Raw genomic sequence first — 25,712 nt, 5'->3', positions numbered from 1 at the left:
CACCCACGCACAATCTGTTACTGATCAGATGACGCGCTAATCATCGCGCTGATCCTGGACGAGGGAAAGTAGGTCACTGTTAAGAGCGGCCGAATGGGCAGAGATTTATTCTCGAATGTCAGCTTGCTGGCGTCAGCGGCGGCCTTCGGGGGAAATCATGCAGGACGCGACCGAACCAGTCGAGCCTCGGACCAGGTGACCAGGGCCCCTACCAGCGCGTGCCCTCTGTCCGCTCGCCTACGCCGGGCGAAGGAAATGCACAAGACGCTGAAGATGATGCCAGCAATGGCCGCTGGCGTTTCCGCTACGCTCTGGTCAATGGACGATATTTGCGAGAAGATGAATGCAGTTGCGCCGAAGCTGGGGCTGCGGCCCTCACAAACGAAAGCCGTCGCCTGATGCCGATAAAAGATAGCACCGGGAGGGCCGCGTGAAACGCGCGTTTCTATTTGGGCTCGCGGCCCAGCTAATCTTCATTAGCGCGATCTTTCTACTTTTTGGTGATCTAATGCTGCCAATGACGCGGTCGCCGGTCATTGGCATTGTCGCATTTGGTTTGGGCGTCGCGAGCGCATTTTTCGCTTGGAAGGCGACCCTTCATTCGTCCTGGCTGGTCAAGATCGGGATGTGGATTGCCGGCTTCGTTGCTATCTACGTGGTAATCCCCCTCATCGAAGTCCTCGGCGTGCTGATCATTCCGGTTATTTCAGACTGAGACACTCCTCCATTAGCGGTAGCTTGTATTTCGCCTGAACTGGAGTCATCATGCAGGGTGGTTTCAAGGGGTGAAATGTCATGGAATTCGCCAGTTGCTATGACCAGAGCGGGATCGTTCTTGCGTTCCTAAACATCACTGCGGTGTTCACAATTCTGGCCGCCTTTGCCGGTGCACGGTTGATTGCAATGTCAGGCGGGACGCCTTCCGAACAGATTCAGACCGCGTAAAAATCGCAAGCTCTCAAGGGAACTTGGGCAAGGTCCACCATTATCCGGCGCCAATCAGGCTGACCGTTGGCGAAAGCACCTCACGAATTGACGGCATGAAGCGCTGGCAGTGGGCTGGCGAAAGGCGAGGCGATGAAGCGCGTTTGCCTGGCAGCGCTATTGGTAACGGCCGCTCTGTCTTGCCGAAGAAGATTTCGCCGCCCGTGAAGCAAGGATTGAGTACGCGACGCGGGACGACCACGGCACATTTGTCCATCATTCGGCCCAGTGCCTTTTTTGGCATCGCCGCATGAGTGGGATGAGCATCGACGGAGATGTCGTGGGACACATCATCGTGGACTGAGCCGTTCACCGCGGGTTGGATTTGTCGGGGTGCTCGCGTCCAGGTTTCCTTGCCGGCTCGATCTTGCAGGCTCCATCTTGCAGGCTCCAAGGAGGCACCGAGCCAGGCAGACGCCATCAAAAACAACGAGAGGCAGGCGCGACGGCGGCCTGTATCATTTTAATACAATCCCCAATTTGTAGACTCGCGCGGTGCACCGGCATTTAGCTAGTCCTGCGCGGGCCAAGGGGAAAAACGCCCGCTGCACGGGAGGAAGCAATGTCTGTGCAAAAGGACGATTATCGAACGAACAGGGCCGACTATGCGATTGCCGCGAAGCATGGCGCGGAAGGCGATCGCGATGAGCTGCTGGCAAGAAAAAAGACAGCCTTGTGGCTGAGAGACAGGCGATCCGCCAGATTGACCGCAAACCCGTCGGAAAGCAGGCCAGGGCCGAAGGCCAGGCCGCGCGGTTAGTGCATGTGCCCAAAAGTGGCCCGGTTTTGGGATAAACGAAATGCACAACACAAAGACCCAAAGCGCGTCGCCTGAATACGTTCAAATGCGACGCGCTTTGGCTGGCGATGGCGGCATCTAAACAAGGCTCGCGCCGCCGCTGACTCGTTATGTCAGGCATTTTGACGCTGCATTTACCATCTCAGGTCCACGGACCATGGTCCAGCTTGCGACAGTGCGGTAACAGGCGCACTCTTCGAAATGAACCCGACGACAAGGGCCTGTGATCGCAACTCTTTCGCGGCCAGGCCCTTTGTCTTATTACGACCAATGCATTGCCTGACAACGATGTCGTGGGAGCACCGATTTGTTCGTTGATTACTATGAACTTTTGGAAATCAGTCCGAACGCCAACTCGGAAACGATAGAACGGATATTTCGTTATTTTGCCATGCGCTACCATCCCGACAACCGGGATACCGGGGACGAATCCCGCTTTAGTGAAATCATAGATGCCCACAATACGCTCAAAGATCCGGTCAAGCGCGCGCAGTACGACATCGAGTATAAAGAGCATTTGAACATTCGCCGCGGCTTGAGCGAGGAAGCCAGCAACGCCAAAGGCATAGAACGGGATGCCGTCATTCAGGCCAAAGTGCTCTCGTTGCTCTATGTCAAACGCCGACAAGACGTCAACAATCCCGGCATTGGCGATACAGAACTCGAACGCATGGCAGACTGCCCGCGTGAACATCTGGAGTTTCATCTTTGGTATCTAAAAGCCAAAGGCTGGATAGGAAGGATAGAGAACGGGACGTTCGCGATCACCGTGGAAGGCATCGATCGCACCCATACCGAACATCGTCGTGATCCCACCACCAGACTGCTGGATCATACAAGCTGAAGCGGCAGCTCGCCGTGCTGTAGTTCCACGCCGCCGAAGTGCCTCGCGCATCCTGGCACTTCTCCGCTCGTCAGGTTGGGCAATGCGGATTGGTTTTTTAGCGACCGCGAAACCAAGGTCGCACTTCCGCGTTGAAGCTCATCCAACATGGAGCTCGACGAATGGATTCGGCAACCGCGGCAGTGATGCTTTTGCTTTCGTGCAGCCCGGGGGGAGAAGCTTCCGTGTGCAAACCCATCGATACGTCGTCGACGATGTACACATCGCTTGACCAGTGCCGGGCTTCACTGGTGCGGAGGCTGGCAAGCTCTCCCAACGGCGAGATCGTCGGAAGGTGCAAGTCGATCGACCCGAACGTCACCGCATCCCTGCCTGCGCAATACACGACGGTCGTGGTCAAGCGAGGAATCGGGCAAGGCACCGTGACCAGCTATCTCGTGCCACGCGAGACGAAATGAAAAGAGGCGGTGCCGGAAGCGCGTGGCCGCTTGGCCACCCTGAAGATAATCCCGCAAAGGCAAAACCGGGCGAGCTGCATCATCGATGATAAAGCAACTCGCCGGGGCAGCCCCAACGCCCTCCCCAGCGAGCCAGTTGCTCCGCGTAGAACGAGAAATGGAGCAACTGGAGCCCTATACGAACCCAGGCTCCAATAAGTTTCACCTCCAGCCATCCTGAAACCATTTTGTCGAACCTGCGTTGACGACCGGGGCGCCGTCACACACAGGAGACATCCCATGACCGTCAACTGCCGCATCTCGATCGACAATCGGCCGGAAGCCACCGATGCCGTCTTCCAGGCGGTTCCCCGGATCGGCGAAAGCGTTTCGCTGTCGATCAACGGAAATGCGCAGGACCTGCGGGTATCGCGTGTGGTGCATGTGACGAATGGCACGCTGGAAGGTGCGGCGATCGTCGTCGAAGTGACGACCAGCATCCTGTAGGGGTCGAGAGCAGTCGGGTCCCGGCCTGTCGCCAGCGCCCACTGCCGTTTGCGACCAACTGACCAGCTCAGTTGCGACCTACTCCTTGTTGCCCTCGGCAATCCCATTGCCGTCGGTGGGCAGGATTCCAAAATCCTGCGACTTCACCCCCTGCTCCGCCGTCAGGAACCCGTCCGAGGCCAGACCGCGCCGCAGCAGTTCCCTGACTGCGGCCGAGCGGCTCGGCATGCGCTTGTCATATCGCCAGTTCTCCAGCGCGGCCAGTTCATCGGCCGTCAGCATGATCTGCAGTCGTTCGGGGCGTTCCAGTTCAGCCATGGCGCTTCCTCGCTCAGGACCAAGAATGTGTTGAGTTAGTATCTGTCTCACTCGGCTTATAATTATGATAGGCCGCATTATGCGTCAAGACCCTGCGATGGGTGAACGGTGTTTCCCACACATGATAAGCATCAAACGCCGGCTGCGCATTTGTGTAACTATGCTAACTAACTGATTTAATTGAGTATTTTGTATATTTCACTTGCCATGAGTTTACGCCCGGCGCATAGTGCACTCTGAACAGAAAACCGATCCCTTTGGGAGGTTTCGATGCGATATGATTACTCGGCGCGCTTGCGCGATGACGTCAATTCAGCGGTCCTGACGGCATTCAGGACGGCGGGCATCGTCAACATCTCGATGGTTGCGGAGCAGGTCAGGATCAGGAATCTGGCCGAGAATGTCGCCCTCGAGGACATTGAACGCCTGGTCCTGCAGGCGGCTCAACTCATTGGCGCGGCAATCGAATTCGACGGCATGGCCGGTTTGCTCGTGGATGACCTTGCCGACGCAGATGGCGAGCGCATTTCCCCGCTTGACCTGCCTCATCTGGCCTCGATCCAATAGGCAGCCAAAACGGCGGGCTGCCTGTAAGCGCTGCGCCATTCGACCAGACGCAGGACGCTGCCGGCCTGCACCATGCCTTGCGGCGCTGTGCACCTGAGGCGGCTTTTACTCGAAACGGCTGCGACATTAACCACGTTGCCATCAGCATGGACCCCAAGCGGGTGTTGAACGTTTCCCATTATGGAAAATCACCAACACCGATTCTATTGCCACATCGAGACAGACGGAACCTGGGCGGTTTGGGATCGTATTGCCAATGCGCCGGCGAGCTTGGGCGGGCGGGACCTGATTGGTTGCACATCCCAGCGAGCCAACGCCGCTGAAGGCGTGCTGACGCGGATCTATGACAACGGATTGGATGCAGTTGCCGCTCGGATATCAGGGATAGCGCATTCTCGTCAGGGGTAGCGCAGTCTCGACTTAGCTACCCACTGGCCGGGCCAGGGATCCTGCTTCAATAGATTTGTACGCCAAGTCGCTCGTTCCGTCTCCACCGCACCACGGCACGATAGCTGGCGTCATCCGCGGGCACGTGAAGGACGAAACGGTCGGGAATTGTTACGCCTGGGTCCACCCGCAACTCCGCGCCGTGAACGTGCTGATTCCTGACCGAGCAACTGATCCTGGCATCGTCCGTGATGATGGTCGCCTCCTTCAGAACGATGCCCCGCGCATCAGAGCGTCGTTCTACTGGCGGATCCGTGGGGCTCATCGTTCATTCCTCCTGGAACCCTGCAAGGCGGCGTGCCGCAGATCTTCCTTGTCACGCAATGGGGATTCATGCCGGCCCAATTGTTCGGGCCGCTTCTTCTTCGAGCTTCACAAGCTTTGCCCGGATCTCTTCCGGTTCGGCATGCTCCAACCCGACAACGTCGTTTCGGGTTTCGTCAAGGGCAATGATGATCTCATTGAGTTTGGCGTGGATGGCGGCGGTGTCGCGATAGCCCTGTATGAGGACAACACCGGTGATCACGATGGCCGCGACCGAGAGGGCATAGGTAACCGCATTTGTCAGGCCGAAAGGCACCAGCGCAGTGCAAAGTACCATGGCTATGAGCATTACATAGAAACCCGGGGGCCGGGAAAGAAAGTCGGCCGCGACGAACAGGAAGCGGTTCATGCTAACCGTCCCCGTTCCCGACTAGCCAAGCCTCGAGATCGCGCCGGCAGCCTGCCATATTGTCCATCATAACCTGGCCAAGGCGAAGACAGCGATCAGCGCGGTGACCGCCACGCAGACAGGCACTGCCAGGAGCATGCCCGCCTCCAAAAACCGGGTCTCTTTGTCTGTGAACATTAGTGATTCCTCATATGACTGCAACGGAGAAATGCACGGAGCCCGCTTCCCGAAATAGATCGCGAAGCGGGCTCGCCTGCTGCGGCAGATCTACTCGATGATCTGCACGACCTTGCGTGTATCAGGATCCACGAGAACGGCGTGGTCGCCGACGACCGTGTACTTGTATTTGACGTCGGGCACCTCGATGGCGTGAAGCTCCACCGTGTCCGGAAGGGCGGTGCCGACGTTGAGTTCGACACCCAGCAGGCTGACGGATGCGAGCTTCTGCTTGTGGATGTATTCGCGAACCACCGTCTGCTGTTCCGGCTTGAGAATTACGACGTCTCCCGCGAAGGCAGCACCAATTCCAGCGACGAGCGCGAGGCCTGCGACTGCACTGACAAGATATTTCTTCATGACAAAATCTTTCCTTCTTGCGCCAATTTGGCAGCCAGGTTTGACTGCCAATCACGAGTCAGCAACGAGCCCCACAGCATTGCGTTCCGCCGCTCAGGCTAAGGTCCGGGGGTGGTACGACTGAAGTCTTAGCGGGCAACCTATGCCTGGCCGATACGTTAGAACCGCGCGAGAACCGGGGCGCCGAGCACGAGCCCTTTTCGTCGGCATCAACCGAGAGTCCACCATTTCCCCACACAGCGGGGTACCACCTCTAGCGTCCCCGCAGCGGCGGCGTGGCGTTTCCCACAGCGAGGCGAACAGTGACCTGTATCCAGAGACCGAGCACACATGACGACGACACCCGACCCGCAAATGACAACCATGCTCGTGTCCCGGAGGTGCTTTCCGTGCTTGATCTCATCCCCTCTCCCGACGACCACGAGCTTGCTGATATTGTCAGGCGCACAGAGCGCCTTGCGATGGCGTTGGTCATCGGAATGGCGATTTGCTTGATCTCCGCACCGGCAGTCTATCTTACCCTGGCCTACTACTCTCACTGACACATAAGGGCTGAGACTTGAGGGTTTGCTCGCCGCACAGGTGCGGCGAGCAAACCCTATCAGCGCAGGAAGGGACGTGGCTGCGCCGATCGGAAAAGTTCGAGGTCGATCCTTGGAGGTCGGTCAGCCGAAGGTAATTCCAATCACCATAAAAGTGATGGCAACCGCGAAGATCGGTGCGAGCAACCAGCGTGCCTGGCCAACACTCCTATCCATAGCTTCCTCCAGCAAATCTGCAGCGGACAACGACCGTGAGAGCTGACTGTTCCCGGCGGCGCCACCGGCAAGACCATTGCGGTTTGTGATCGGACTTAGGTCGCATGCGCCGCTCGACCCAAGCCCAACCCGGGAACATTCGCGGGTGGAACAAGTCGCGCCATCGGAAATTATCCCGTCGCCCAACAGGAGGAGGACGTTGTGAAAGGTCTGCGCAGTCTCCTTGCCGAACTGTCTTTGAGCTGGCTCAGGCGCCACAAGGCGCAAGCGCCGCAAACCGCCAACCTTAAGACCGCGACCCCCAAGACCTTGAACACGGTCAAAGCCGCGCCCCGCAAAGCTGAACACAAGACAAGGCAGCGTCCGGCCCACAAGCCCAAGCCACTGTCTTCCCGCGACGTGGCCTCGAACATGTGAAGACAGCGCGGCCGAAAGGCTGTGGGAAATGAGCGAGCGGCCGCTATAGTCTGGTGATCCCCCCACCGGAGAACGCCAGCCATGACCCTGAAAACCCACAAGCTCGGCAGCCAAGGGCTGCAGGTCTCGGCCATCGGCCTTGGCTGCATGGGCATGAGCCAGTCCTACGGTCCGGCCGACGAGGGCGAATCCATCGCTACCCTGCACCGCGCCATCGAACTCGGCTGCACCTTCCTCGACACCGCCGAGGTCTATGGCCCTCATACCAACGAGGCCCTGCTCGGCCGGGCGCTGAAGGGCAAGCGCGACCAGGTGACCATCGCCACCAAATTCGGCTTCCGCATCGAAAACGGCAAGCAGCTCGATGGAACCGACAGCCGGCCCGAGCATATCCGCGCGGCTGTGGAAGGCTCGCTCGGCCGGCTCGCCACCGACCATATCGACCTGCTCTACCAGCACCGCGTCGACCCGGCAGTGCCGATCGAGGATGTCGCCGGCGCGGTCGGCGAATTGGTCGCCCAAGGCAAGGTGCGGTTCTTCGGCCTGTCCGAGGCAGGTGCGGCCAACATCCGCCGCGCGCATGCCGTCTATCCGGTGTCGGCGGTGCAGAGCGAGTATTCGCTGTGGGAGCGCAATCTGGAGCCGCAGATCATCCCGCTGCTCGGCGAACTCGGCATCGGCCTGGTGCCGTTCTCGCCGCTCGGCCGCGGTTTCCTCACCGGCGAGGTTAGCCGTGCGGAAAACTATCCCGAGGGCGATTACCGCCGCAACGACCCGCGCTACCAGGGCGAGAACTACGACGCCAATGTCGAGGCAGCGGCCAAGGTGCGCGACATCGCGGCGGCCAAAGGCGTCAAGCCCGGCCAGGTCGCGCTGGCCTGGCTGCTGCACAAGGGCACCGGTTTTGGCATCGACATCGTGCCGATCCCCGGCACCAAGCGGAGGAAATACCTGGAGGAGAATATCGCCGCCGTCGCAATCAAGCTCGATGCCGCCGAGATGGCCGCCCTCGACGAAGCGCTGGCGCCGGGCAAAATCTCGGGCCCGCGCTACGGCCAGCGCGGGTTGGCGATGGTCGACCGGTAGGGGTCTGGCCATAGCCGGCGGAAATCTGAGCCATTCCAATAACCCGGAAATACCAACCGGGAGCGCGAGGATTTAAGCGCAGCGCCTCTGCGCACGCTTTCGACTGGCTTTAGCCCGGTGCGGGGCAGCCACAGGGTGGACATTTCAGCCCACATGGAAAATGATCATGTTGCCCTGCACAACACTGCAGTGCTCTGATCTCGACGAACAAGCCTGAGCGTAGAAGCGGATCAACCGACCTCCGGGTCCAGCCAGCGAGGACGCAAATGGACACCCTTGAGGATGCGCAATGGCATCGCGACGCGGGCGGGCAACCCGCTCGATCGGCCGGCTGGCTTGCCCGCGCCGCCGTGTCGGCGGCATTCCTGCTCGGCATGGCTTTCAGCAGCACTGCTTTTGCGCAGGACCAGCCGCTACCCGTGGTGACGGCGGCCAAGCCGGTGGTCCGTGAAATCGTCGAAGACGACGAGTTCGTCGGGCGATTCGAAGCCGTCGACCAGGTCGCCATCCGCTCGCGCGTCAGCGGCTATCTGGACAAGGTCAGCTTCCAGGACGGCGCACTGGTCAACAAGGGCGACCTGCTCTTCACCATCGACCAGCGTCCGTACCAGGCGGCTTATGATGCCGCCAAATCACAAGTGGACGTCGCCAAGAGTCTGCTCGAATTCTCCAAGATGCAGCTGGATCGCGCCGACGAACTCGCCAAGACCGGCAATATCTCAACCTCGACCGTCGACGACCGCCGGCGGGAATACCTTTCGGCGCAGGCGCAGATGCAGGGCGCGGCGGCTGCGCTGAGGACGGCCAGCCTGAACATGGAATTCACCGAGATCAAGGCGCCCTTGTCCGGCCGCATCGACCGCCGGCTGGTGTCGGTCGGCAACCTCGTGCAGCCGGATTCCACCTTGCTGACGACCATCGTTACGCGCGATCCGATCGACTTCTATTTCGACGTCGATGAGCGCCTGTATTTCAGCTACGCCCGCGACGCGAAGGAGCGCGGCGGCAGCATGCAGGAAGGCGACAGCGGGCTCGAGGTGGTGGTTCGCGTCGCCGACCGCGCGGAGGCGGTATTCAAAGGCAAGCTCGATTTTGCCGAGAACCGGATCGACAACGCGACCGGCACCATGCGGGTGCGTGCAACGTTTCCCAACGCCGACGGCATTCTCCAGCCAGGCATGTTCGGGCGCATCAACGTGCCGGGGTCGCTGCCGCATAGCGGCGTGCTGGTGCCCGACGAGGCGATCGGCGCCGATCAGGATCGCCGCATCGTGTTCCTGGTGGATGAGGCCGGGATGGTGACGGCGAAGCCCGTGCGCACCGGCCCGCTTCTCGACGGCTACCGGGTGATCCGCCAGGGCCTGACCGGCGACGAGACGATCATCGTCAACGGGCTGATGCACGCCAGGCCCGGCACCAAGGTGAAGGTCGAGATGGTGACGTTGCCGCCCAAGGCCGAGACCGCCGGGTTGCAGCAATGAGGTTCGCACATTTCTTTGTCGACCGTCCGATCTTCGCATCGGTCGTTTCGATCGTCCTGCTGATCCTCGGCGGGATTGCTTATACCCAGCTGCCGGTCGCCCAATATCCCGAGATCGCGCCGCCGACCATCGTCGTTCGCGCGCAGTATCCGGGCGCCGACGCCGAGACGATCGCAGCGACGGTGGCAACGCCGATCGAGCAGGAGATCAACGGCGTCGAGGGCATGCTCTACATGTCGTCCTATTCGTCGGGCGACGGGGCAATGGCGCTGACCATCACCTTCAAGCTGGGCACCGATCTCGACCAGGCGCAGGTGCTGGTGCAGAACCGCGTGTCGATCGCTCAGCCGCGCCTGCCCGAAGAAGTCCGCCGCCTCGGCATCACCACCACCAAGAGCTCGCCCGACCTGATGATGGTCGTGCACATGCTGTCGCCCGACAATACCTACGACCAGCTCTACGTCTCGAACTACGCCCGCTCGCAGGTGCGCGACATACTGCTCAGACTCGACGGCGTCGGCGACCTCACCATCTTCGGCGAACGCGAATATTCGCTGCGCATCTGGCTCGATCCGGAAAAACTGTCCGCCCTGGGGATGACCTCGGGCGATGTGGTGCAAGCGCTGCGCGACCAGAACGTCCAGGTGTCGGGCGGCTCGATCGGTGCGCCGCCGACCAATACCGGCACGGCGTTCCAGTACACGGTCACCACGCAAGGCCGCTTCAACGACGCACGCGACTTCCGATACGTGATCGTCAAATCGGCCGACGACGGCCGCCTGATCTCGCTGCAGGACGTGGCGCGCATCGAGCTCGGCGCCAAGGATTACGTCACCAACTCCTATCTCAACGGCAAACCGGCGGTGGCGCTCGCCATCTTCCAGCGGCCGGGCACCAATGCCCTCGCCGCAGCCGCGCAGATCCAGGACAAGATGAAGGAGCTTTCCCGCGACTTCCCGAAGGGGTTGAGCTACGACATCGTCTACAATCCGACCGAGTTCGTCGCCGAGTCGATCCAGGAGGTCTACAAGACGATCCTCGAGGCGATGGTGCTTGTCATCATCGTCATCATCGTCTTCCTGCAATCGTGGCGCATGGCGATCGTGCCGATCGTGGCGATCCCCGTGTCGCTGATCGGCACGCTGGCGGTGCTCTACGCCGCCGGCTTCTCGCTCAACATGCTGACGCTGTTCGGCCTCGTTCTGGCGATCGGCATCGTCGTCGACGATGCGATCGTCGTGGTCGAGAACGTCGAGCGCAATATCGCCAGAGGGCTGGCGCCCAATCCTGCGTCGCACCTGACCATGGACGAAGTCGGAACGGCGGTCATCGCGATCTCGCTGGTGCTGATAGCCGTGTTCGTACCGACAGCCTTCATCCCCGGCATTTCTGGGCAGTTCTACCTGCAGTTTGCGATCACCATCGCGGTGTCGACGGCGATCTCGGCATTCAATTCGCTGACGCTCTCGCCGGCGCTGGCCGCACTGCTGTTCAAGCCGCACCACGCCGCGGCGGCGCCGCCGCGCTTTTTCCTGGCACGGTTCGCACGCGCGCTCGCCGACGGCTTCAATCGCGGCTTCGACAGGGTCGCCCATTGGTATTCGAGCATCATCCGCGTTCTGGTCGGCTCGTGGATAACGATCGGCGCCATGCTGGCCGTTTTCGCTGCCCTCATCTGCGCCACGGTCTACATGGTGCAGGCGGTGCCGCGCGGTTTCATTCCGACGCTCGACCAGGGCTATGCGATCGTCGTCGTCCAACTGCCGGACGGCGCCTCTCTGTCGAGGACCGATGCCGTCATTAAGCAGGCGTCGCAGATCATCCAGAAAACGCCAGGCGTCGACTACGCCGTCGCCTTCGCCGGCTTCTCCGGCGCGACCTTCACCAACGCCAGCAATGCGGGCGTGATCTTCGCCAGGTTCAAGCCGTTTGACGAGCGACTGAAAGCCGGCCAGTCGGCGACCAAGGTCATCGGCAATCTGTTCGGCAGCCTGCAAACCATCAAGGAAGCCTTCATCATCGCACTGCCGCCGCCGCCGATCCGCGGCGTCGGCAATGCCGGCGGCTTCAAGCTGCTGATCCAGGAGCGCAACAGCGCCGACATGCGGCAGGTCCTGGCGCTTGCCAACGACATCGCCGGCCAGGCCAACAAGACGCCGGGGCTGACGGGCGTGTTCACGACGTTCTCCGCGTCGAGCCCGCAATTCTTCCTGGCGATCGATCGCGACAAGGCGCGCATCCTGAACGTGCCGATCCCCAACATCTTCGAGACGCTGTCGATCAATTTGGGCACCGCCTACGTCAACGACTTCAATGCTTTCGGGCGCGTCTACCAGGTGCGGGCGCAGGCCGACCAGGCGTTCCGCCTCGATCGCGCCGACATCTTGAAACTGAAGGTGCGCTCGGCGACCGGCGCGCTGGTTCCGCTCGGCACGTTGATCGAGATCCGCGACGTCACCGGCCCGGCGCTGGTCCAGCGCTACAACATGTACGTCTCGGTGCCGCTGCAGGGCAACGCCGCGCCCGGCGTTTCCACGGGCGACGCGCTGGCATTGATGGAAGGGATCACGGCAAAGACGCTGCCGGCCGGTACCTCCTATGAATGGACCGAGCTCGCCTATCAGGAGCGCAACACCGGCAATGCCGCTGTCTATATCTTCGGACTGTCGGTGCTGTTCGTGTTCCTGGCGCTGGCGGCGCAATATGAAAGCTGGGTGCTACCGTTCGCCATTGTGCTGGTGGTGCCGCTCGGCGTGCTCGCGGCGTTGATCGGCGTGTCTTTCCGAGGGCTGGACAACAACATCCTCGTGCAGATCGGCCTCATCGTGCTGATCGGGCTTGCCGCCAAGAACGCGATCCTGATCGTCGAATTCGCGCGGCAGGCGGAGGAACGCGGCCTGTCGGCCGCCGAGGCTGCCGTCGAAGCTTGCCGGCTCAGGCTGCGGCCGATCCTGATGACCGCCTTCTCGTTCATCCTCGGCGTCGTGCCGCTGATGATCGCAACGGGCCCGGGCGCGGAAATGCGCCAGTCGCTCGGCACCGCGGTGTTCTCCGGCATGCTCGGCGTCACCTTCGTCGGCCTGTTCCTGACGCCGGTGTTCTACGTCACGCTCAGGTCGCTGTTTTCACGGCGCAAGCCCCGTGCCGAGGCCGCGCCTTCGGGGCCGGCAGAGGCGCCATCGGAGACGGCCGCCAAGTAGGTTACGAATTCGCCGCAGCGGGCGCGGCTTTATCGGCGCGGCGCAGCAACGATCCCGGTAGCGACGCGCAGTATTGACCTTAACCTGGGAGGAGTAGGGAGATCTTCACGCGCGGCGCGAAAAAACAACGCAAATACAGCTGATTGGTTACGACGTAGGTATTCTCGCAGATATGGTATTGGTCGTCCGGGGATTCCTGCACGCGGTCCCGTGGGATGATGAAGTTATGCGGCAGGTAAATGTAACCGCCGTCGCCCCTCATCCGCACCGAAGAACGAGGTATGGCGCGGCAATCAGAACCACCGCAACACTTGAATTTCGTCTGCGGATCGAACTTGTTTTCGTACCAATCATGGGCGCTGGCGACTGTTGCGGCGGCGATACACACCGCCGTGACGATGAACCTTCGCATGGCCTTCCTCAACTATCTGGCAGGCGCTGCTCCTTCGAGCGTCCATGTATATTAGCGTTCCTTTAGAAATGCCATTGACCCTCGGCTGACTGGCGCAAGCCGGTCCCATTGCCAACTTTCCCGCACCCAATATTCCTGTGAAGGATGATCTTGGTTTTGAGGCCAACTACCGCCCACAATCCAAAGGCTTCAACGGTTTTTATGCGGCCAATTGGCTTCTGCCGGCCGCATACGGTCGGCTGTCACTCCGGCAACCCCGCGAACCGCATCTGCTTGATCCAGCGGTCGAGGCTTCCGGGTGCGGTCCAAATCTTGTCCCACTCCCTGCGTTCTTTACTGATGGATTCACTGGGAGTGTTTTGGAGGAAAACCGTAAGCGCTTCCTTTGCCTCTCGTTTGTTTCCTAGACAAGCCTGGATCCCCGCAAGCATGCGCTGTGCGCCGCTCGGGATTCTGGACATTTTCCGCATCGCCGCCAGCGCTGCCCCACAATCATTCTTTTCCCAGAGCGCCCAGCCCATCTGCCAGTGGAACCAGTCAGGGTGGAAGGGATCGATGCCCTTGGCCTGCTCGATCCGATCGATCGCTTCGTCGGCGCGGCCAACATACAACAGCACGTTCGTACTCATGACGAGGATATGCGAGTCGCTGGGGTTCAAGGCGATCGCCTGATCGTACTGGGCAAGGGCCTGCTCGACCTCTCCGGCTTCGGTTTGGATGCTGGCGAGGACCTCATGCGCTCCAGCGTCATCAGGAGCGAGCAGGATGGCCTTGTCGGCGTTTTCGGCAGCGAGTTTCAACGCCTCGTCCCGGTTGTGTTCCTGCGCGTGCCACCCGAATACCGCGTCATTGCGATAGGACCAGGCCAGCCCGATATAGCCGAACTGGGAGTTCGGATCCGCTCCGATCGCCTTGAGGCTGAACTGCCTTAACTGACCATTCCCCTCGGCTGAGATATCCTCTCCGATCTTGGCCCTCCCCATCAGGTAATAGCGGAGCGCGCTGACCTGCGCGGCGTCGCTCCTTGGCAGCGGGCGCTCGATGCTCTGCCCGACCCGATCCGCAAGGGTTCGGATGATCTCCTCCTGGACGACGAAAAGATCGCCAATCTCCCGGTTGTAGGTGTTGGCCCACACATGCGATCCATCATGCGCATTCAGCAACTGCGCGGTCACTTTCAGCCGGTCTCCAATCTTCTGCTGGCTGCCTTCGAGCAGGTAGTCGACGCCGAGTTCATCTCCGATCTGTCTAATGTCAACCGCCTGGCCGCGGTACTTGAAGCTCGAGTTCCGGGCGATGACGGCATAGGTCTTGCTCCGCGCAAGCTCGGTGATGATCCCCTCGGCAACGGCATCACTGAGATATCCCTTGTCCCCGCCAGCACTGAAGTCGTCGAAGGCAAGGATTGCAATCCTCGGCATGTCGCTCGAACGAACTGGGGCGGCTCGCCATGTTTCCGCGCCGTAGTATGCGCCGATCGCTGCCGCGACGAGCACGATCGCAGCAAGAATGAGCCCGCGTTGCGAAAACCGTGTCTTGGCTCGTTCCACGCCGGCCGCGGCGTTTGCGTCCGCCGCCTCGGATGGATCGGCATTCAGTCGGTAGCCTCTCTTGGGCAAGGTTTCCACGATCGCATGCGCGTCGTCCCCCAATGCGCGGCGAATATCGGCAATGCATTGGGTCAGGCTGTCATCGGTCACGAAGGTATCGGGCCAGACCGCGCGCATCAGCGCGTCCTTGGACACGATCTCGCCCGGTCGCGCCGCGAGCACGCAGAGCACCTCGGTGGACTGGCTGCGAAGGTCGACCGCTTTACCTTCGGCGGTTCGGAGTTGTTTGCTTTTCGTCAGCGAGAAAAATCCGCCGAATGTGATCGTTTCAGCAGGTTTCGGGTCAATTTCAGGAGCCTTTCGGGACATTTCACCCTCTTGGCGCGCTCCCTAGCTTATCCCTTTCGGCCTTCGCTTCCAAGTGATCCCACCAGTGCCGGATTGGACGGGAGGATGACATGAAACGCGCCAAGCTCATCATCGCTCTCGCTCTTCTCGTGACAGCGCCAACGGCTGCGAAAGCGGATTCCCGCATCGCGAAACTCTGCGGCTCTGACCATGTCATCGAGGCGGCCTCAGACGACGTCCGTCCCAACCCCGGCGGTTACTATGCCGCCAGCCTTAGGTCGATGGACGACTGCATGTTCACCGCCTTCGCTGTCACAATCCTTCTGACCGACCAGGGGGAGCTGGTCAGGATCCCCCAAGTGAAACCCATGACCTCCATGGCCGAGTGCAGAGCTTGGACCCATCAACAGGAGTTCATGCGCGTACTCCCCGGCTATCTCGCCAGCTTCCATTACTGCGACTACGCACTGGAGGCATCAAAACCGTGACCTTGCAGGTTCCTGGCTGTTCACGCTTGGCCCGAAGCATCGCACCAGTCCCGGCGGGACCAAGGTCGTCGAGATCGGACCCCGTCCCAGCCGGTCAGCACGAGCGCATATTTGCTGCGCGTAATCGCGCCGGTGCGCCCGGTGCCAAGACGCCCCTAGCTCGCGGTTGCTGCCTGAACCTTCTTGGGCGCGGCCCGCTGCCGGCGCATGCGACGTTTGGTGACGAGCTTGAGGGCAACCGGCGGCTCGGTTGACAGCGCGCCGACCACGGCGTCGACCATGCCATAGGCAACGAAATCCGCGTTCATGTCCTGGGCCAGCCTGGCGGTCGCCTCCTTGTCGTCATTGCCGGTTTCCGACCAGAACACGATGCCCACCCGCAGCGCCGCCTTCGCACGCTTCAGCCGGCGAACCAGGAAACGCGCGTGCTTGACGGAATCCCGGTTCAGGAAGCTGATCACGACGGTGTCGATGGCATCGAGTTCGAGGCGGCGGATGCTCGCCGGTTCCATCTCGGCGAAGCCCGCTTTCGATGCTGTCGCACCCTGCACTTCCAGCACCTGTGCCAGCATCGCGGCCGCGGCATCGTCGAGTTCGCCTCGCCCACCGGCACAAAGCACCGACATGTCAGTGCCATCGGGAAGGTCGGCCTCGTCCACGCCGGCGCCATCGCCATTATCGCCGGGGTCCCCGGCCTCGGCCGGGTCATCCTCCTCGGCCGCTTCCTGTTGCGCCTCATCGTCGAGGTTGGCCACCAGCGTCAGGGCACTGTCCGCCACCTGCCGTCTTTGCAGGTCGCCCATGACGCCGCGCACACGGTCGCGCTCGCCCAGCAGAAGTGCCGGAATGGCCACCTTGTCGTAGAATTCGAACAGATATTTCTCTTCCAGCATCTCCTCGGCGTGGTCGGTGGCTTCCTCCGGATCGCCAGCCAGCAGCCGCTGGTAGAGGCGCGCATGGGGCTCGAGCACGGGCTCGTTGCCGAACAGCACGTCGAGGAATTCGAACTGCGGCACGTGCCTGCCGAGCACTACCAGGCAGACGGTGAGCGGCGTCGACAGGACCAGCCCGAGCGGCCCCCAGAGCCACGTCCAGAAGATGGCCGCCACGATGATCGCCAGCGATGACAGCCCCGTTCGCGAGCCGTAAAGCCAGGGTTCGACGACGTTGCCGGTGACGAGTTCCATCACCACGAACAGGGCGGCCGTCCACAGGACGAGCGACCAGCCGGGTGCCACGGCCAGCGCCAGGAACAGCGGCAAAAGCATGCCGATGGCCGGACCGATATAGGGAACGAAACGCAGCGCCAGCGCCAGCAGCCCCCACAGCAGTGCATTGGGAATGCCGAGGATCCACAGTCCGAGCGCAATCGGTATGGCGTAGACGATGTTGACGACCAACTGCATGAGCAGATAGCGGCCCACCCGCTTGGCTGCATCCTGCAGCGCCTCGGTGGTGCGGTGAAGGTCGCCATAGCCGACAAGCCGGATGAAGCGGTCGCGCAGATCCTCCCGTTCGAGCAGCATGAAAATAACCACGACGATGATCAGTCCKGCCGATCCGAGCGGGCTGATCAGCGGACCGACGATGCTCTGCAGGACTTCGAGCGGCTTTTGGCGCGCGACGATCTCGACGGGCACCGGCTCGCGCGCCGGCTTGTCCGGAGTGGCCGCGGGCGGCGAAGCGTCCTGCCTGTCTATCTCCTGTCCGACACGCTCGACCACGTCGCTCAACCTGGCAATGATGCCTCCCCCGACGCCGGTTTCCTTGAGTGAACGGATCTTGGTCAGGATGTTGATCTGGTAGGTCGGGATGTTCTGTGCCAGTTCGCTGACCTGCGAGGCGACAATGAAGCTGAACAGGGCGAGTGCCGCGAAAGCGCTGAGAACGCTGACGATGACAGCCGCGATCCTGGGGATGCCGACGCGTTTCAGCGCCGCGACCAGCGGCGCGAGCGCGAAGGTCAGCAACAGCGCGATGGCGATCGGCAGGAAAACCTCGCGTCCGAAATACAGCGCCGCCACCGTCGTGACGGTGGTTGCCACATTGGGCAATGAGGTTCGCGGGTGGGGCGCGGCGGCCGAAAGAATGTCCTCCAACCCATGCGCCGGAGACGCCATGCCGTTTCGACGATTGGTCGCCACTTGGTCTCTCCCCTGCCAACGGTCATGATCGGGCATATTGAGCCGGCGTGCAACTTTCGCCGGTGACGAACTGCTCGTCACCGGCTGCAGGTCGATGATCGGGATGGCGCGAGATGGCCGCGCGACGAAGCAATGGCGCCGGGAAATCTCCGGCCAGTGCTATCCCGGCCGCGCCCTGGCGATGGGGTAGAACGAGCACGTTGGGCCAGAAAAGAAAATTCATGTCCCTCGGTAGATCAACTGCACCGAGAACTGTATTCCCCCAGTCTGACCATAGCTGTCCCCTTGTCGCAGGGACGGTTCTGTGTACTTTCGAAAATCCTCTGGAGAAGACCCGGCATGAGACTTGCAGTGTTAGTCGCGTTGGCCACGGCAGCAACTGGATGTGTGAGCTCTCCTGTCGAATATGGAGCGTCGCTTTCGACGCAAGACCCGAAATGGGTATCGCCTGAATGTCAACAGGCCCGTATCGACGCTTCGAACTATGATGCTCGCGAAAAGGAGCATCCCGGTTGGGGGACTGGTGTCTTCCTTGGCCCCTACGGACTAGGGCTCGCAGCAGCCATCAAGGAGCACGAGCAAAAGGAGCGAAAGATCTTCGCCCGCGAAATCCATTTGCGGTGCTCAAGTTTGCCGCTGCCGAAGGAACTCGAGGGCGAGCCGAGCCCCCCGGCCACGACAAAGTATCCATAAGCCAAAGTTGGGCGACGATCCTCACGCTACAGTGATTGGCGGCGATGCAACCTCGCGCCGCCAGAAGCGTTTACGACTGCAACGCAGTCGAGGTTCCAATGCAAACCGCATGGTTCTCCAAACCCGTGGTGGTTTCGGTCGGCGTCACCGGGTCCACCCGCAACCTGTCCAACACCGAGCAGGCCGTCGAATTGCTCACGACACATTGGCGCGATGCCGGCAGCCTGAAACATCAGTCCGCGCTGCGCGCCTGCCGCCGGGCAACGAGCGGCGAGGTGTCCCCCGATATCGCCAGGGAGGCGTTTGTCGAGGCCGCGCGCGAGGCGCATATCCTGGTCGAGTAAGCCGGGTCGGGTAAGCTGGTTGCATTCACGGACAATAGCGGCCGTTCACAATTTCGTGATCGAAGGAACCGTTTGAAACGGAAGGCGTTTTTTTTCAGACGTCTTTTTGTCAGGCAACCTTAGGAGGCGTTTATGCGTAACATGAACCTCGTCACCCTCGCCCTGATCATCCTTGGCGGTCTGAACTTCCTGTCCATGGGTGTAACGGGCTATGACGTAATCGGCACTGTCCTCGGCGGCGCCATGCTGGCCCGCCTGGCCTATCTGATCATCGGCCTTGCGGCCATATGGCAGCTCATGCCAGGCTTCCAGAGCTTTACGGTTGGCGAAGTCGATGCCGAAAGGCATCTCCATCATCATCCGTGACCGGTAAGATGCGGGGCGGCGGAAAACCCGCCGCCTCACATCCCGTAAAGGCCAATCAGGCCGCCGGCATCAACGTTCCCTCAGGAAGGCTTTAGACCGTTCGCGCGTCATGCCTGGCCAGCGCGTGCTCGATCAGCACGTCGATGGTGTGGCTGTAGCCTGTGCCTGATGCCGCCAGCGCCTTGGCATACATCGAGATGTCGGTGAAGCCGGGAATGGTGTTGACCTCGTTGACGAGCAGCGAACCGTCGGCGCGCAGGAAGAAATCAACGCGCGCCATGGCTTCGCAGCCGAGCGCCTGGAAGGCGCGCCGTGCCATGTCGCGTGCCATGTCGGCAACCGCGGCCGGGACATCGGCGGGCACCTTGACCACCGCGCCGTCGGCATCGAGATATTTGGCCTCATAGGTGTAGAAGCCGTGCTTGCCGGCGGGAATGATCTCGCCGGGCAGCGACACCGTCAGCGTGCCGTCGGCTCGCTGCAGGACCGAGCACTCGATCTCGCGTCCCTCGACAAATTCTTCCACCAAAACCTTGTTATCATGGTGGAAAGCCGCCTCGACGGCGTCGGCGAAACTGGCGCCGTCGACAGCCCTGCTCACCCCGAAGGACGAGCCCTGGCGCGCCGGCTTGACGAAGACCGGCAGACCCAGCCTTGCCCTGACGTCGTCGAAGGACACAGGCTCGCCACCCAGCAAGGTGGCGGAGCGGGCGACGGCAAGGCCGGCTTCGCGCATCAGCCGCTTGGCGACATCCTTGTCCATGGCGGCGGCCGAGGCGAGGATGCCGCAACCGACATAGGCGACATCGGCGACTTCCGCATAGCCCTGCACCGAACCGTCCTCGCCGAACGGCCCGTGCAGCACGGGAAAGACGACATCGACGGGGTCGGGCTGCGTTCCATCCCGCGACACGGCGACCAGCGTTCCCTTGCCGCCGGGCAACAGCGCGACCTCCACGCCGTCCTCGGACACCGGAGCCCCTGCCGCATCGCCGAGGGACGAAGCTTGCAGCAGCCATCTGCCGTCCCTGGAAATGGCGATCGGCACGATCTCGTAGCGCGTCCGGTCGATTGCCTTCAGCACATTGGCGGCCGAAAGGCGCGACACGTCATGTTCGGCCGAACGCCCGCCATAGAGGATGGCCACCCTTGTCTTGCCCGTCATCGAAATCCCTCAACTGTCAAAAAATCAAATCGCAACCGCAATGCCGCGATTGGCGAAGAAGCGGTCGAAATCGACCGGTGCCAACACTGCGTTCTCCTGTGTGGCGCTGGTATGGCCGGACGGATTGTGAAAGCGGAAACCCTGGTCCGACGCCGCGGTGACCAGCACCAGATGGCCTCCCTTCGCCGGCGGCTCGCGCTCGGGCCAGCGGATCCAGCTGCTGACCGAGGCGATGAAGAACCGCGACCGCGCCAGGATCGCCGGAATGTCCGATGTCGCGACATTGGTTATCACTTCGGCCCGCAGGCCGAAGGTCTCCCGCACGAAGCTGACGAAGGGTGCATAGATCAGCCCCTTGATCGATCCCTCGTTGACGACATAGCCGCCATAGGAGGTGCAGCGCCTGGCGAGCTCGATCGTCGGCACGATCTCGCCGCGCGTCGCCAGGATCATCTTCAGGCACGCCATGCCGCAGATATTGGCGGCCCAGACCGCGTATTCGTCCGGTGTCTCAGCCCCCGAATTTTGCCACAGCGGATCGCGCCGCAGCGCGACGTCAGCACCTTCGGCGAGCACCTCCATGGTCATGTCCGGCGTTTCCCACTGGCTGAAAAACGGCACGGTTTCAGACAGTGGGCTCATGCGCTTCCTCGATCAGATTCGGATTCTCGTAAACGAGATACACGGCGATTGGAAAGCCACCCAGAGACCGTTGCGAAATTCGCCCTGGCGGTGGAGGTTTCGAGAACCGGAGCGGCGCGGACATTTGGGTCTGTGAGCACCGGAAGCGCAGAAAACGCAGTTAGATGGCCGCCGGAGTAGAATTTCCCAATAGTCTCTCAGAAGGTGATCGTCACGGACGCGGCGCTTCGCTTTGCCGGGCCGTGATGCACCGCCTCGATGTTGTTGCCGTCCGGATCGAGCAGGAAGGCGGCGTAGTAGCCGGGATGATAGGGCCGCTCGCCCGGCGCGCCATTGTCCGTGCCGCCGGCTGCGAGCCCGGCCTTGTAGAACGCATCGACCATGGCGTGGTCCCTTGCCTGGAAAGCGAGATGATGACGGCCGGTGAGCTTTCCCTGCGCGGCCCGACTGTCGGCGCTGGAAACGAACAGTTCGTCGGCCCAGAAATAGTCGTCGTCGACACCGCCGATCGGAACATCGAGCACCTGCAGGACCGCCTCGTAGAAACGCCGGCTGGCGGCGAGGTCCCTCACCACCAACTGGATATGATCGATAAGCCGGCCGCGATGCAGTTCCATGAAAATTCCTCCTTGTGAGCTTGCGAACTTAGGTCCGCACAGGGTGTCGTCAACACAGGTGCTTGCCGACCGCCAGGTCCCACCACACGTCCGGGCATGGAGCCCGCGGTCGATCCTTCAAACGGAAAAGCCCGCCGGGAGGGGGATCCGACGGGCCTTTGGAAAGCTGGTACCGAGCTTTCAGATGTCTGACGGGGGGTCAGACACTGTGAGAACTTTTATGTGCCGCAGAGGTTCCACTCGAACAAAAAAGATTGCCAACGGGTCGTCGAATTCACGCAAATTCAAGCGTGCAGGCGATTTCTTTTCGCAAAACCCCTCTCCGCCGGAACTTTCCCCGCCAAGGCAAGTTTTGAGGCGCGGCTGGGAGGAATCAAATTGGACAGTTTTCAGAGGCTTGAGGCGCTGGTCGACAGCGCCGGCGTCGACGATGTCGAAGAAGCAAACGCCTTGCTGCATCGCTTCAAGGGCAGATCGCAGAAGATCGCGACGGCTATCGACGAATTCATGCTGGATTTCATGACACTGGTCTTCGTCGTCGAAACCGGCGAGGAAGAGTTCGAAAAGCCAATCCGCAAGCTGGCTCGCAGCCGGCTTTCGAAGCTCAATCACATGGTGAACGTGGCGGCATAGGTGCGCCCGGCGCGGGCTTCACCCCTTCAGGATGGCCGCCAGCCGCGGTATGCCCTCGCTCACCGCGCGCCGGTCGGCGAGCGTGAAGGAGAGCCGCAGCGTATTGCGCCCGGTTGCGTCGGCAAAGAACGCGCTGCCGGGCACGAAGGCGACGCGCGCCTCCTTCACCGCTCGCGCCAGAAGTGCCGTGGCGTCGGCGCCCTCTGGCAGCGTAGCCCAGACGAACATGCCGCCTTCCGGGCGGCTCCAGCTCACGCCTTCAGGCATATTGGCTTCAAGTGCTGCGAGCAGGCCGTCGCGGCGCTCGCGGTAGGCGCCGATGAGCTTTTCCACCTGGCCGTCGAATACGGCTTCGGCGACGCGGTGCATCACCACCTGGTTGATCGATGGGCTGTGCAAGTCGGAGGCCTGTTTCATCAGCACCAGCTTCTCGACGATATGGCGCGGCGCGCAAACCCAGCCGACGCGCATGCCCGGCGACAGTATCTTCGAGAACGAGCCGCAATAAAGCGTGCGCGCCTTGTCGATGGAGCCGGAGCGAGCACAGTCGAGCGCCAGGATCGGCGGCACGCCCTCGCCATCATAGCGCAGCGCGCGATAGGCGGCATCCTCGATGACGGCGATGTCGAGTTCGCCGGCAAGGTCGAGCACCGCCTCGCGCTGCTGGCGGTTCAAGGTTTGGCCGGTCGGGTTGGCGAAATCCGGCACCAGATAGGCGAACTTGACCTTGCCGCCATTCGCGGCGGCGGCCGCGTGATAGGCCGCCGGCGTCATGTTGCCGCCTTCGACCGTCAGCCGGTCGTAGCGCGGCTCGTAGGCGTTGAACGCCTGCAGCGCGCCGAGATAGGTCGGCCATGTCACTAGTGCGGTATCGCCCGGCGACAGGAACAGTTTGCCGAGATAATCGAGCGCCTGCTGCGAGCCGGAGGTGATGAAGATGTTGGCCTCGTCGCAGGCGACGCCGAGTTTGCCCATCTGCCCGGCCAGCCAGCGCCGCAACGGCAGATAGCCTTCCGAAACCTGGTACTGCAGCGCCGCGCCCGCCTCGCCGCCGCCGAGCACCGAGGCATAGGCGTCGCGGATCGCCTCGGCCGGAAACAGCGCCGGATCGGGAATGCCGCCGGCAAACGAGATGATGTCGGGCTGGTCGAGCAGCTTCAGGAGTTCGCGGATTTCGGACGCCTTCATGCGCGACGAGCGCGAAGCCAACAGATTCATCAAGGTCAAGGCGCGCCTCCCGCGACAATTTTGATATAGGTCAACCTGGCTGACCTATATCAGGTCTCCCCGGCAATTTGAATAGAGCCTGACAGCCTTCCGCTATACGCCAGTTGGCGCCGGCCCGGAACTATGCCGAACTTCACAAGGTTTTCTTGTAGCCGAGATGGCTGCCGGTGAAGCCGAGATCCTCGTAGAAGCGGTGCGCGTCCGCGCGCGACCTGTCGGTGGTGAGCTGGACCAGGCTGCAGCCGCGCGCCCGGCATTTTCCGATCGCCCATTCGATCATCTGCCTGCCGATGCCGCCCGAGCGCCGGTGGCCGGCGATGCGGACCGCCTCGATCTGCCCACGCCAGGCGCCCTTGTGCGAGAGGCCGGCAAGAAAGGTGATCTGCAAGGTGCCGATCACTTCGGCGCCGTCCACGGCCACCGCCAGCAGCTGATTGGGATCGGCGTCGATGGCATTGAAGGCATCGACATAACCGCGCGCCAGCGGCAGCGAGGCGTCCTCACGGCCGGCACCCAGCGGATCGTCGGCCAGCATGGCGACGATATCAGGCAGGTCAGAGGCTTGCGCTCGGCGGAATTCGATCATGGTTGCATGACTTACCGCAGGCGATTGCGCGCCTGCATCAGGGCGAACCCCAGCAGGTTCTCGCCGCGCCACAAAAGCGGATTGGCTGCTTTCTCGTCATCCGCGGCAAGTCCAATGCCCCACCCGGTCCATGGGGCTCGCTTCAACCAGGATCTGCTCACCGGTCGACAGCAAATATTCGCGCAGGGCCGCATTCTGCCGGAATTTCTCAAAGCTCCCCTCGCCCACAATGCGCCGCTTCTCCGCGTCCCACCTGCCTTCGTCGAAGCCGCGCACCTGGCGGCCGAGCTGCTTCGCCTGCTTCGGGCTTCCCGCCTGCACGATCTGTGCCGCCGTTTCGTCATCGCCGAACAGCCTCGCCTTCTCGGCCATCATCCAATGTTCAGCTGTCGGATAGCTACGTCCAGCCACCGTGAACGAGGCATGCCACCACTGGCTGAAGCAGGACGCGCTGATGCGGCCGTCCCTGGACGGCTGATGCCCCCAGAAGAACAGGAATTTGAGCCGGGACTTGGAGCGGAAGGCTTCCTCGAGCCGGGAGCGATCGTAAATCATGGGCATGAAAGAACAGAGCCAGAGGCCGGCTTGTCAATACCGATAGCGTCGGCGTGGGTTGCACGTTGGGCAACGGCCAGGGCCGGCGCCGCCCCTCATCTGCCTGCCGGCATCTTCTCCCCGTATAGTGACGGGGAGAAGGACGCCGTCACCGATGGATTTCGCCAATCGCCAGCGTTGCAGAAAAAGCGCCGACGTTGAAGCTGCCCCTTTCTCCCCGTCACTATACGGGGAGAAATGTCCGGCAGGACAATGAGGGGCAGCGCCAGTGTTTGAGGTTCAGCGACCAGGCTCCACGAACCCGGCAGGCAATTCAATCCGCATCCCCAGCCTTAGCCTTGCCGCACTGCGCAAGCACCTTGCCTATAGCCGCGCTCGAGCCCTTCAGCGGGAAACTGGTCTGGCCGTATTTTGCGGCGCTGACCAGCACATCGCCTTTCCCACGCAGCAGATCCAGCAGCGGATCGGCTTTGGCCAGGTTCACCACGAAGTAGTTGTACATGGCTTCGAGCTGCAGCGTCTTCGTCACCGTCTTGCCGTCGGCCTTGAAGTCGAACGAGCCGCTGATGCCGGGCTCCAGTTGCTGGCCGATGGCGCCGAGGTCGTAGCTCAGCACCGGCGTGTCGAAACAGGCCAGCATCAGATGCGCATCGCCTTTCGGCCCGCCGCAGACCGAGGCGGTCAGCACGCTGCCGCCCTCGTCCTCCTCCATCTCAGCGCTCCAGCCGCCGCAGGACGCGGCCAACGCCGGCTGTACGGCCTGCAAGGCCGCCACCATACCCGCGACGATCAGATATCTCATGACTTCCCCCTCAGGCATTTGCGGCCGCACCCATCGGCATTCTATA

The 25,712-nt window shown here is 61.7% G+C and carries 31 protein-coding genes; 17 read left to right on the top strand and 14 right to left on the bottom strand.

From position 1 onward, the window contains the following. Window positions 1–255: 255 nt before the first annotated feature. The 6 genes from AC1D0I_RS15160 to AC1D0I_RS15135 all read left to right on the top strand — a co-directional run bounded on the left by AC1D0I_RS15160 (window position 256) and on the right by AC1D0I_RS15135 (window position 3,571). On the top strand, window positions 256–399 hold the full coding sequence (locus AC1D0I_RS15160) for a hypothetical protein (RefSeq protein ID WP_477396047.1): 144 nt from the start codon (window positions 256–258) through the stop codon (window positions 397–399). 31 nt (window positions 400–430) lie between these two features. Next, window positions 431–715, top strand: a complete 285-nt coding sequence (locus AC1D0I_RS15155) for a hypothetical protein (RefSeq protein ID WP_477396045.1) — start codon at window positions 431–433, stop codon at window positions 713–715. 80 nt (window positions 716–795) lie between these two features. Further along, window positions 796–945, top strand: a complete 150-nt coding sequence (locus AC1D0I_RS15150) for a hypothetical protein (protein WP_477396043.1) — start codon at window positions 796–798, stop codon at window positions 943–945. Between the two features lie 1,145 nt (window positions 946–2,090). After that, the gene (locus tag AC1D0I_RS15145) at window positions 2,091–2,627 is read left to right on the top strand and encodes a DnaJ domain-containing protein (RefSeq protein ID WP_477396041.1); all 537 of its coding nucleotides are present in this window, start codon (window positions 2,091–2,093) and stop codon (window positions 2,625–2,627) included. Between the two features lie 224 nt (window positions 2,628–2,851). Continuing rightward, window positions 2,852–3,085 carry a hypothetical protein gene (locus AC1D0I_RS15140; protein ID WP_477396040.1) on the top strand — a complete coding sequence of 78 codons (234 nt, stop codon included), beginning with the start codon at window positions 2,852–2,854 and terminating at the stop codon, window positions 3,083–3,085. A 279-nt stretch (window positions 3,086–3,364) separates the two neighbouring features. Then, window positions 3,365–3,571, top strand: a complete 207-nt coding sequence (locus tag AC1D0I_RS15135; RefSeq protein ID WP_457155303.1) for a hypothetical protein — start codon at window positions 3,365–3,367, stop codon at window positions 3,569–3,571. 78 nt (window positions 3,572–3,649) lie between these two features. Here the strand turns inward: AC1D0I_RS15135 and AC1D0I_RS15130 are convergent, their stop codons facing one another. Next, window positions 3,650–3,889, bottom strand: a complete 240-nt coding sequence (locus AC1D0I_RS15130; protein ID WP_477396039.1) for a hypothetical protein — start codon at window positions 3,887–3,889, stop codon at window positions 3,650–3,652. A 270-nt stretch (window positions 3,890–4,159) separates the two neighbouring features. Between AC1D0I_RS15130 and AC1D0I_RS15125 the strand changes: the two genes are divergently transcribed. Beyond that, complete coding sequence (locus tag AC1D0I_RS15125; RefSeq protein WP_477226856.1) at window positions 4,160–4,456, top strand: hypothetical protein; 297 nt, start codon at window positions 4,160–4,162, stop codon at window positions 4,454–4,456. 454 nt (window positions 4,457–4,910) lie between these two features. Here AC1D0I_RS15125 and AC1D0I_RS15120 read toward each other — a convergent pair whose 3' ends face one another. The 3 genes from AC1D0I_RS15120 to AC1D0I_RS15110 all read right to left on the bottom strand — a co-directional run bounded on the left by AC1D0I_RS15120 (window position 4,911) and on the right by AC1D0I_RS15110 (window position 6,152). Beyond that, window positions 4,911–5,168 carry a PilZ domain-containing protein gene (locus AC1D0I_RS15120; RefSeq protein WP_477396037.1) on the bottom strand — a complete coding sequence of 86 codons (258 nt, stop codon included), beginning with the start codon at window positions 5,166–5,168 and terminating at the stop codon, window positions 4,911–4,913. Between the two features lie 66 nt (window positions 5,169–5,234). Then, window positions 5,235–5,576, bottom strand: coding sequence for a low affinity iron permease family protein (locus AC1D0I_RS15115; RefSeq protein WP_477226854.1), 342 nt, complete (start codon window positions 5,574–5,576; stop codon window positions 5,235–5,237). Window positions 5,577–5,843: 267 nt separating this feature from the next. Beyond that, a complete protein-coding gene (locus AC1D0I_RS15110; protein ID WP_477396035.1) occupies window positions 5,844–6,152 on the bottom strand; it encodes a DUF1236 domain-containing protein in 309 nt (102 codons plus the stop codon). 389 nt (window positions 6,153–6,541) lie between these two features. Between AC1D0I_RS15110 and AC1D0I_RS15105 the strand changes: the two genes are divergently transcribed. The 5 genes from AC1D0I_RS15105 to AC1D0I_RS15085 all read left to right on the top strand — a co-directional run bounded on the left by AC1D0I_RS15105 (window position 6,542) and on the right by AC1D0I_RS15085 (window position 13,094). Then, window positions 6,542–6,694 carry a hypothetical protein gene (locus tag AC1D0I_RS15105; RefSeq protein ID WP_167392373.1) on the top strand — a complete coding sequence of 51 codons (153 nt, stop codon included), beginning with the start codon at window positions 6,542–6,544 and terminating at the stop codon, window positions 6,692–6,694. A gap of 417 nt (window positions 6,695–7,111) precedes the next feature. Continuing rightward, on the top strand, window positions 7,112–7,327 hold the full coding sequence (locus AC1D0I_RS15100) for a hypothetical protein (protein WP_477396033.1): 216 nt from the start codon (window positions 7,112–7,114) through the stop codon (window positions 7,325–7,327). Between the two features lie 81 nt (window positions 7,328–7,408). Further along, window positions 7,409–8,413, top strand: a complete 1,005-nt coding sequence (locus tag AC1D0I_RS15095; RefSeq protein ID WP_477396032.1) for an aldo/keto reductase — start codon at window positions 7,409–7,411, stop codon at window positions 8,411–8,413. 374 nt (window positions 8,414–8,787) lie between these two features. Continuing rightward, window positions 8,788–9,894, top strand: a complete 1,107-nt coding sequence (locus AC1D0I_RS15090) for an efflux RND transporter periplasmic adaptor subunit (protein WP_477396054.1) — start codon at window positions 8,788–8,790, stop codon at window positions 9,892–9,894. Next, window positions 9,891–13,094, top strand: a complete 3,204-nt coding sequence (locus tag AC1D0I_RS15085; protein ID WP_477396030.1) for an efflux RND transporter permease subunit — start codon at window positions 9,891–9,893, stop codon at window positions 13,092–13,094. The genes AC1D0I_RS15090 and AC1D0I_RS15085 overlap by 4 nt, the downstream gene beginning before the upstream one ends. 79 nt (window positions 13,095–13,173) lie before the next feature. Here AC1D0I_RS15085 and AC1D0I_RS15080 read toward each other — a convergent pair whose 3' ends face one another. Together AC1D0I_RS15080 and AC1D0I_RS15075 are read right to left on the bottom strand one after the other, a co-directional pair. Beyond that, window positions 13,174–13,506, bottom strand: coding sequence for a hypothetical protein (locus tag AC1D0I_RS15080; protein WP_457153404.1), 333 nt, complete (start codon window positions 13,504–13,506; stop codon window positions 13,174–13,176). A gap of 242 nt (window positions 13,507–13,748) precedes the next feature. Next, entirely contained in the window at window positions 13,749–15,425 is a 1,677-nt protein-coding gene (locus AC1D0I_RS15075; protein ID WP_477396028.1) for a winged helix-turn-helix domain-containing protein, read from the bottom strand. Between the two features lie 89 nt (window positions 15,426–15,514). On the opposite strand from AC1D0I_RS15075, the gene AC1D0I_RS15070 reads away from it, so the two are divergent. Then, complete coding sequence (locus AC1D0I_RS15070; RefSeq protein WP_477396026.1) at window positions 15,515–15,892, top strand: hypothetical protein; 378 nt, start codon at window positions 15,515–15,517, stop codon at window positions 15,890–15,892. A 155-nt stretch (window positions 15,893–16,047) separates the two neighbouring features. On the opposite strand, the gene AC1D0I_RS15065 is transcribed toward AC1D0I_RS15070, so the two are convergent. Then, complete coding sequence (locus tag AC1D0I_RS15065; protein WP_477396024.1) at window positions 16,048–18,036, bottom strand: AI-2E family transporter; 1,989 nt, start codon at window positions 18,034–18,036, stop codon at window positions 16,048–16,050. A gap of 339 nt (window positions 18,037–18,375) precedes the next feature. On the opposite strand from AC1D0I_RS15065, the gene AC1D0I_RS15060 reads away from it, so the two are divergent. The 3 genes from AC1D0I_RS15060 (at window position 18,376) to AC1D0I_RS15050 (ending at window position 19,439) form a co-directional block, all read left to right on the top strand. Further along, window positions 18,376–18,729 carry a hypothetical protein gene (locus AC1D0I_RS15060; protein WP_477396022.1) on the top strand — a complete coding sequence of 118 codons (354 nt, stop codon included), beginning with the start codon at window positions 18,376–18,378 and terminating at the stop codon, window positions 18,727–18,729. A gap of 98 nt (window positions 18,730–18,827) precedes the next feature. Continuing rightward, a complete protein-coding gene (locus tag AC1D0I_RS15055; protein WP_477396020.1) occupies window positions 18,828–19,073 on the top strand; it encodes a DUF982 domain-containing protein in 246 nt (81 codons plus the stop codon). 132 nt (window positions 19,074–19,205) lie between these two features. Further along, window positions 19,206–19,439, top strand: a complete 234-nt coding sequence (locus tag AC1D0I_RS15050; RefSeq protein ID WP_095091343.1) for a DUF378 domain-containing protein — start codon at window positions 19,206–19,208, stop codon at window positions 19,437–19,439. Window positions 19,440–19,530: 91 nt separating this feature from the next. Here the strand turns inward: AC1D0I_RS15050 and AC1D0I_RS15045 are convergent, their stop codons facing one another. The 3 genes from AC1D0I_RS15045 to AC1D0I_RS15035 all read right to left on the bottom strand — a co-directional run bounded on the left by AC1D0I_RS15045 (window position 19,531) and on the right by AC1D0I_RS15035 (window position 21,863). Continuing rightward, window positions 19,531–20,604, bottom strand: coding sequence for a D-alanine--D-alanine ligase family protein (locus AC1D0I_RS15045; RefSeq protein ID WP_477396019.1), 1,074 nt, complete (start codon window positions 20,602–20,604; stop codon window positions 19,531–19,533). Window positions 20,605–20,628: 24 nt separating this feature from the next. Continuing rightward, window positions 20,629–21,246: a C39 family peptidase gene (locus tag AC1D0I_RS15040; protein WP_477396017.1), complete on the bottom strand. Its 618-nt coding sequence runs from the start codon at window positions 21,244–21,246 to the stop codon at window positions 20,629–20,631. Window positions 21,247–21,443: 197 nt separating this feature from the next. Beyond that, window positions 21,444–21,863, bottom strand: a complete 420-nt coding sequence (locus AC1D0I_RS15035) for a VOC family protein (protein ID WP_477226842.1) — start codon at window positions 21,861–21,863, stop codon at window positions 21,444–21,446. Between the two features lie 378 nt (window positions 21,864–22,241). Here AC1D0I_RS15035 and AC1D0I_RS15030 point away from each other — a divergent pair, with 378 nt between their 5' ends. Beyond that, window positions 22,242–22,496 (top strand): hypothetical protein, encoded by a 255-nt coding sequence (locus tag AC1D0I_RS15030; protein ID WP_245331368.1) that lies wholly within the window; start codon window positions 22,242–22,244, stop codon window positions 22,494–22,496. Between the two features lie 18 nt (window positions 22,497–22,514). Here AC1D0I_RS15030 and AC1D0I_RS15025 read toward each other — a convergent pair whose 3' ends face one another. From AC1D0I_RS15025 to AC1D0I_RS15010, 4 genes are all read right to left on the bottom strand, one after another. Then, complete coding sequence (locus tag AC1D0I_RS15025) at window positions 22,515–23,714, bottom strand: aminotransferase-like domain-containing protein (protein WP_457150700.1); 1,200 nt, start codon at window positions 23,712–23,714, stop codon at window positions 22,515–22,517. Between the two features lie 142 nt (window positions 23,715–23,856). Then, window positions 23,857–24,309: an N-acetyltransferase family protein gene (locus AC1D0I_RS15020; protein ID WP_477396015.1), complete on the bottom strand. Its 453-nt coding sequence runs from the start codon at window positions 24,307–24,309 to the stop codon at window positions 23,857–23,859. 96 nt (window positions 24,310–24,405) lie between these two features. Next, the gene (locus AC1D0I_RS15015; RefSeq protein WP_477396014.1) at window positions 24,406–24,870 is read right to left on the bottom strand and encodes an NADAR family protein; all 465 of its coding nucleotides are present in this window, start codon (window positions 24,868–24,870) and stop codon (window positions 24,406–24,408) included. Between the two features lie 307 nt (window positions 24,871–25,177). Next, window positions 25,178–25,666, bottom strand: a complete 489-nt coding sequence (locus AC1D0I_RS15010) for a hypothetical protein (protein ID WP_477396012.1) — start codon at window positions 25,664–25,666, stop codon at window positions 25,178–25,180. Window positions 25,667–25,712: the final 46 nt, after the last annotated feature.

Source organism: Mesorhizobium sp. P2_D1 (assembly GCF_056404455.1).
This window is presented reverse-complemented; position numbering and strand designations above follow the sequence as displayed.

Excerpts from the sequence above, each read along its gene's own strand:
- AC1D0I_RS15160 (WP_477396047.1), top strand. The coding sequence starts at position 256 with ATGCACAAGACGCTGAAGATGATGCCAGCAATGGCCGCTGGCGTTTCC.
- AC1D0I_RS15150 (WP_477396043.1), top strand. The coding sequence starts at position 796 with ATGGAATTCGCCAGTTGCTATGACCAGAGCGGGATCGTTCTTGCGTTC.
- AC1D0I_RS15135 (WP_457155303.1), top strand. The coding sequence starts at position 3,365 with ATGACCGTCAACTGCCGCATCTCGATCGACAATCGGCCGGAAGCCACC.
- AC1D0I_RS15130 (WP_477396039.1), bottom strand. The coding sequence starts at position 3,889 with ATGGCTGAACTGGAACGCCCCGAACGACTGCAGATCATGCTGACGGCC.
- AC1D0I_RS15125 (WP_477226856.1), top strand. The coding sequence starts at position 4,160 with ATGCGATATGATTACTCGGCGCGCTTGCGCGATGACGTCAATTCAGCG.
- AC1D0I_RS15120 (WP_477396037.1), bottom strand. The coding sequence starts at position 5,168 with ATGAGCCCCACGGATCCGCCAGTAGAACGACGCTCTGATGCGCGGGGC.
- AC1D0I_RS15115 (WP_477226854.1), bottom strand. The coding sequence starts at position 5,576 with ATGAACCGCTTCCTGTTCGTCGCGGCCGACTTTCTTTCCCGGCCCCCG.
- AC1D0I_RS15110 (WP_477396035.1), bottom strand. The coding sequence starts at position 6,152 with ATGAAGAAATATCTTGTCAGTGCAGTCGCAGGCCTCGCGCTCGTCGCT.
- AC1D0I_RS15095 (WP_477396032.1), top strand. The coding sequence starts at position 7,409 with ATGACCCTGAAAACCCACAAGCTCGGCAGCCAAGGGCTGCAGGTCTCG.
- AC1D0I_RS15090 (WP_477396054.1), top strand. The coding sequence starts at position 8,788 with ATGGCTTTCAGCAGCACTGCTTTTGCGCAGGACCAGCCGCTACCCGTG.
- AC1D0I_RS15085 (WP_477396030.1), top strand. The coding sequence starts at position 9,891 with ATGAGGTTCGCACATTTCTTTGTCGACCGTCCGATCTTCGCATCGGTC.
- AC1D0I_RS15080 (WP_457153404.1), bottom strand. The coding sequence starts at position 13,506 with ATGCGAAGGTTCATCGTCACGGCGGTGTGTATCGCCGCCGCAACAGTC.
- AC1D0I_RS15075 (WP_477396028.1), bottom strand. The coding sequence starts at position 15,425 with ATGTCCCGAAAGGCTCCTGAAATTGACCCGAAACCTGCTGAAACGATC.
- AC1D0I_RS15070 (WP_477396026.1), top strand. The coding sequence starts at position 15,515 with ATGAAACGCGCCAAGCTCATCATCGCTCTCGCTCTTCTCGTGACAGCG.
- AC1D0I_RS15060 (WP_477396022.1), top strand. The coding sequence starts at position 18,376 with ATGAGACTTGCAGTGTTAGTCGCGTTGGCCACGGCAGCAACTGGATGT.
- AC1D0I_RS15055 (WP_477396020.1), top strand. The coding sequence starts at position 18,828 with ATGCAAACCGCATGGTTCTCCAAACCCGTGGTGGTTTCGGTCGGCGTC.
- AC1D0I_RS15050 (WP_095091343.1), top strand. The coding sequence starts at position 19,206 with ATGCGTAACATGAACCTCGTCACCCTCGCCCTGATCATCCTTGGCGGT.
- AC1D0I_RS15045 (WP_477396019.1), bottom strand. The coding sequence starts at position 20,604 with ATGACGGGCAAGACAAGGGTGGCCATCCTCTATGGCGGGCGTTCGGCC.
- AC1D0I_RS15040 (WP_477396017.1), bottom strand. The coding sequence starts at position 21,246 with ATGAGCCCACTGTCTGAAACCGTGCCGTTTTTCAGCCAGTGGGAAACG.
- AC1D0I_RS15035 (WP_477226842.1), bottom strand. The coding sequence starts at position 21,863 with ATGGAACTGCATCGCGGCCGGCTTATCGATCATATCCAGTTGGTGGTG.
- AC1D0I_RS15025 (WP_457150700.1), bottom strand. The coding sequence starts at position 23,714 with ATGAATCTGTTGGCTTCGCGCTCGTCGCGCATGAAGGCGTCCGAAATC.
- AC1D0I_RS15020 (WP_477396015.1), bottom strand. The coding sequence starts at position 24,309 with ATGATCGAATTCCGCCGAGCGCAAGCCTCTGACCTGCCTGATATCGTC.
- AC1D0I_RS15015 (WP_477396014.1), bottom strand. The coding sequence starts at position 24,870 with ATGCCCATGATTTACGATCGCTCCCGGCTCGAGGAAGCCTTCCGCTCC.
- AC1D0I_RS15010 (WP_477396012.1), bottom strand. The coding sequence starts at position 25,666 with ATGAGATATCTGATCGTCGCGGGTATGGTGGCGGCCTTGCAGGCCGTA.